The following is a 5,349-nucleotide window of genomic DNA, read 5'->3' as shown; positions in this document are numbered from 1 at the left end:
TTATGAGGTGGATGAACAGCGGCAGTATTATTTCTGTCTTGCCGCGGGGATGATTGCTGAAGAAGAAACCAAACGCCTGGCTAACAAGAAATAGGCAGGAAGGAGGTGAACAACCATAGCAGCGACAACAAAAGTGACGGTTCCGTTCGAAGCACGGGATCTTATTTCCGGTGCTGTCCAGAATATGCGGAAGGCCATTCTTGGGGCGACTAATGATTTACTAGATTTTCGTCGAGCATCTGGACAGATGGGGGAAGACCTTGTATCTGATCTTCGACGATCCAGGAGCGCAGCAGATGATTTAGGAAGCCGGGTCGGCAACGCATCAGATGAAGTGCGTCGGCTGGGACGTGCTAACGTTGATGATATCTTTCGCCGGGCTCAATCAGGAGCCGATGAATTGCGTCGCTCAGCATCTCGCGCCGACGCCGAAATCCGTGGAATGAGTGATTCTCGTGTGCATATACGTGCTCAAGATGAATTGAGCCCAGTCCTTGATGGAATATCTTCCAAAATTACAACGATTGCGGCAACTGCAGGAGCTCTAGTGCTAGGTGGTGGAATCAAGGATGCATTATTCGGGAATGTCATGGACTACTATTCCGAAGCTTCCCGAAGCGCAGCCTTACTACCTGCAACTGCACGTGATCAAGGTCTTCAGACTGTGAAAGATCTAAATGCTCAGGGTATTATCCCTTCTCAGACGGAAGGGGCCAGACAATTAGCAGATATTTCCCCACTAGTCCGGGATAAGTCGCAAACTAGCGAATTTCTGAGAGCTTCAGCAATGATGAAATATCTCTTGCCAGATGCAGGGTTCGAAGAGATCAATCGCGCACTCGCGCAGTCAGCTGACACGTTCGGTGAAACTTATGCTTCTGTAACTGACAGCATGATATATGCCTATGAAAAAGTCGGAGATCGACAGAAAGATCTGTTCGACACATTTTGGGAGTACAGCGGTTATTTTAAAAACACTGGTGCAAACTCTGGTCAGATGGCCAACTTCTTAACCCAAAGTGTGAAGGAAGGCTCCTTCAATTTTGATAAACCTGCCGATTTTATAAAGGAAACTTTTGGAGTTAAAGCTTTAGACGCTGGCGATATGGAGAAGTATTTTGCTCTACGCGGATCTGGAAAAGCCGAGGCAGCAAAACAAGCTGCCTCATTTACTGGAGACATTAACTCCGGTGAAGAACAACGTGCAAAGGGTGCGCTCATGGCCCTAGTTGCTGATTTAGCTAGTCAATCACAGAGTGAGCTGAAAGCTTCTCTGGTATCTCTTGGATCAGCTACAGCAGAAGACAACGGAAGTGCTGTGCTCAAGACATTCCAAGTACCTTTTCAACCTGCACCTTCAGGTATTGCAGGGACAACAGAGAGAATGGTCAAGGCTCAGCAAGATGCCAATCCAATGCAGGATATTATTCAGACACGGGCACAAATTGATCAACAAATGCAGGAGTTGGGAGCAAATCTATCAACAGCAGTTCTTCCAGCACTTAAAGAATTCAATACTCTTATCACAGAAAATAAAGAGCAAATCCAAACATTTGGTTCGGGGATTGTAAAAGTGGTTACAACTGCGACTGACTTGTACGGAAAGTTCTTTGATGAAATCAATGTCGGTGTTGGATTGCTGATAGGAACCTTTGCTGCGAATAAGGTTTATAAGGGATACCAAAAAAGTAAAAATGTAGCCTCTGACATACGTGGGCTTTTTGGAAGAAGATCAACTAGTTCTGACTCATTACCAATAGAAGAAGTCGGTAGCTCTTCACGAAAACGATTTACACTCAGACGTGGTACTACTGAATCAAGTGGAGGTTTGGGTGGCAGCCTGAGCTCTCTATCATCTATGACTGTTAATGCCAGCATTGTTTATCTTAATGAGGCTGGTAGTTTGGGGGGCTCAATTGGTGGGCAAGGTAGTCGCTCAGGAGATAGGTCAACCCGCCGTGGGCGTACTGGTCGCTCAAGTTCTAACACCCGAACAATAACTGGTGGCAGTGGAGGTACAGGCTCAATCAGAGCGCGCCGGGGTACGCGAACTACTAATATTCCTGATATCGATGCAATTCCAGACGTTGCTGGAAGAAGAGGACGAGTTACCTATCGTAATACCGCTCGGCTTCGGGGGACGTCTGCTGTTCCGGATATCATCTCGGATGTCTCGGATATACCTGCGAGACGAGGGTTGTTAAAGGGATTCGCTAAAGGTGGGACCAAAGCTGTAAAAGCATTAGGAATTGCAGGTACTGTGGCGGGTATTGGCATGACAGGCTATGACCTGTATCAAGCATCAAGAGACGATGGGTTTAAAGCCGGAGTATCATCTACAGGCGGATCATTGGTCGGAGGTACAGCAGGGGGAATCCTTGGGGGTGTTGTTGGTTCATTAGCTGGACCCATAGGAACTGCAGTAGGAGCAGCAGCAGGCGGATGGGTTGGCGATAAATTGGGTTCCCTAGCTGATTCGAGCGGGGTTACCAAGTCCGTTGTTGATGGAGTGGTTTCGGCTGCTGGCGGCATTAAGGATGCAGCAGCTTCAATAGGTGGTTGGCTCGGCTTCGGAAAAAAAGAAGAGAAAAAGCCAGAGGTTAAACCCCCGCCTGAAGCAAAGGTCACCTTTGGTAACCTGACACCGGAACGAGAAAAACAATTACAGGAGACTTTCAACGTTTTCCGGGCTAATGTCGCCAAGGATGGATTAAAGACCGCATTGACAAGTGCTGTTAACGAGAGCGGCGTTAAGGAAACGGTCGATAAGATTAAAAATACATTTGTTGGCGCGTGGAAAAGCACAGAATCGGGTAATGTTCAGCAAAACGTGCAGGCTGTTGGAACAGCTGCACAGAAAACAGCTGGACAGACTCAGCAGTTAGGTGTAACCACGAAAATCAGCACTGCTGGAATTGTTCAGGGTGCTGGTGCAGCGGGAGCGAGTATGCTCGGAATCGGGACTGCAGTAAAGACGGCGACGGATGAGACGAAGCAGCAGCTGCTATCGATACAAACGGTTACGAGTCAGAGTGAAAGCTGGGGCAGTACCATTATTACGAGGATTTCCAAGGGGATGCAGAGTAAATTCCCAGAACTTAAGTCGACAGCAATCGGTGCTATGGGTATTCTGAATACCCTGACTGGAGCAGGGTCTACGAAATCATTTGGTACACCAAGTCTTATGAAATCCAGTGGTGGTGCCGCATATGCAAACGGCGATATTATTACTCGACCTCATATCGGGTTAGTCGGTGAGGCGGGACCGGAAGCTATTATTCCTCTCTCTGCAGGGCGCCGGCAACGCGGGGTGGAACTGTGGGAACGAGCTGGCGCGATGCTGGGTGTCCGGGCGTATGCAAATGGAGGCATTGTTGGAGCACAGCCTTTGCGGACTCAAGCTTATAAGGCGAAGACCTACATTGATGATAACAACGACAGGATAGGTTACGGAGCCGGCTATGCCGAAGGGATCCATGGTTCGCTTGAAATGGTGAAAAGGCAAGGACTGAAGCGTTACACCAAGGCGATGAGTAAAGCGAGTAGCCTCACTGATGCTTATAAAATACGCTCGACGGGTCATCAATTGCGTAGGCAGGCTGCCAAGATGAAAACCTTTGCCAGAAGTACGAAATTACTTGGCAAAGTGGTTCGACCTATTGGCTACGCCATGGATGGTTGGGATATCCTCTTTGCTGGCAAAGGAAAGCGCGGGCGACAGACTGCTAAAGTAGCTGGTGGAATTGGAGGCGGAATCTTAGGTGGCGCGGCAACAGGTGCAATGCTTGGTACCTTCCTCATGCCTGGTGTCGGTACAGCCGTTGGTGGTGCAATCGGGGGGCTGTTAGGAACAATCGGCGGTGAGAAGTTGGCCACAAAAATGTATGATGGTATTTCTGGATTCTTTGGCCGTCGAAAAAAGCGCAAGAAGAAGTACGCCGATGGTGGGCTTATCAGTGCTCCACATATGGGACTGGTCGGTGAAGCCGGTCCGGAGATGATCATCCCACTTTCGAGGCAGCGGAGTAAACTAGGAAGAGCATTGTGGGAACAGGCGGGGAGCATACTTGGTGTTCGTCCCTATGCAGATGGTGGTGCAGTAGGTATGAGATCGTCCAGCATCCCGGTGGCGAAGACACTGGCGCAGGCACCTGCAGCGATCCGCGATATCGTAATTGAGAACATCAACATCGATTTTGGTGAACTGGCCAAGGGAATTACCAACTTTGCTGAATTCGCCAAGATGCTGACCAGTCCACAGGGACGAGCGTTATTCCGCAAGGTTTTCGGCGAAGAGTTGTACAATGCTCTGGAAAGTGGAGGATAAATCATGCTGACCATGATACGTGATAAGAATCGCTTCACCTTTCCAATTACACCGACAGAAATACAGATCACCAGCAGCAATGAGATAGATTCTTTTGTCGTAATTACAGGTGAAGAGAAGACAAGTAAGAGACTCACTTCGAAGCTGAAGCGGGTCTCTTTTTCTGTGATCTTTCCACGAGTTTGGGAGGAACTTTGGGAAACCGGCAAAGAGACGGTGGCTTACCAGTCTCCAGAACAGGCTTGGAAGTTGATGGAGGAATGGAAGCTCAAGCCGGTTGTGATCAACTTTGAATCGCTCTTTTCGCAAACCATGTGGTTTGAAAGTTTCGAGTCTACGTATAAAGATGGTCAGGCGAATCTGCATATCACATTTAATTTTGTAGAGTTCAACCCAGTTAAAATTGTTTCATATTCCAACACAAAGCAGCTCTTGAAACCCGGTGTAATCATAACCAAGTCATCCAAAAGTCGACCTAATACAACGGGGAAAACGGACAAGAAGAATAAGACGAAGAAAAGTGAGAAATCGAAGAAAGCAGAAGAAAAAAAGAAGAAAAATGAAGAGAAGAAATCCACTGCTAACGCCAAAGGCAATTTTGATTATTTGGCTCAAAAGGAACGAATTCTGGACAAGAACTCTAGTGTTAAATAAAGGGCGGGATTAAAATGGACAATTTTGCGATCCTTTACGGAAAGGAGAGTAATCGGCAGCTGTTGACGGATGCGGCAGTTGAATTATCCTGGTCTTCAGCACGAGATGAAATCGCACGTAGCGCAACTGTTCGACTTCGAAACGCTGCTGATCTGAAGGTAGCCGGCATGCTGATGTGCTTTTCATCACGACTGAAAGGAATGGGAGTGCTTCATCACAAGAACCAGTTCTTCCATGGACCCATCATCAAGTATGAACAAAATGAGTTCACGGATGAATGGGAGGTTGAAGCTCGGGAGATGAGTTGGTATTTAGCGAAGAACAAAGGCACACGCCCATACTTGAAGGGTGAGGCCGGTGCAGAGCTG

The 5,349-nt window shown here is 47.9% G+C and carries 2 protein-coding genes and 1 pseudogene; all 3 read left to right on the top strand.

Annotated elements, in window-relative coordinates; genetic code table 11:
- The first annotated feature begins 133 nt into the window (after nucleotides 1-133).
- On the top strand, nucleotides 134-4,327 hold the full coding sequence (locus tag MHH60_RS33050) for a hypothetical protein (RefSeq protein WP_076139075.1): 4,194 nt from the start codon (nucleotides 134-136) through the stop codon (nucleotides 4,325-4,327).
- Between the two features lie 3 nt (nucleotides 4,328-4,330).
- On the top strand, nucleotides 4,331-4,981 hold the full coding sequence (locus tag MHH60_RS33045) for a hypothetical protein (RefSeq protein ID WP_076139074.1): 651 nt from the start codon (nucleotides 4,331-4,333) through the stop codon (nucleotides 4,979-4,981).
- A 14-nt stretch (nucleotides 4,982-4,995) separates the two neighbouring features.
- A pseudogene (locus MHH60_RS33040) lies at nucleotides 4,996-5,349 on the top strand (XkdQ/YqbQ family protein); the annotation flags it as partial.

The organism is Paenibacillus sp. FSL H7-0716, from assembly GCF_038002705.1.
Classification (GTDB): domain Bacteria; phylum Bacillota; class Bacilli; order Paenibacillales; family Paenibacillaceae; genus Paenibacillus_AQ; species Paenibacillus_AQ odorifer.
Note: the sequence above shows the minus strand (reverse complement) of the source record. Positions and strands in the feature narration are given on the sequence as shown.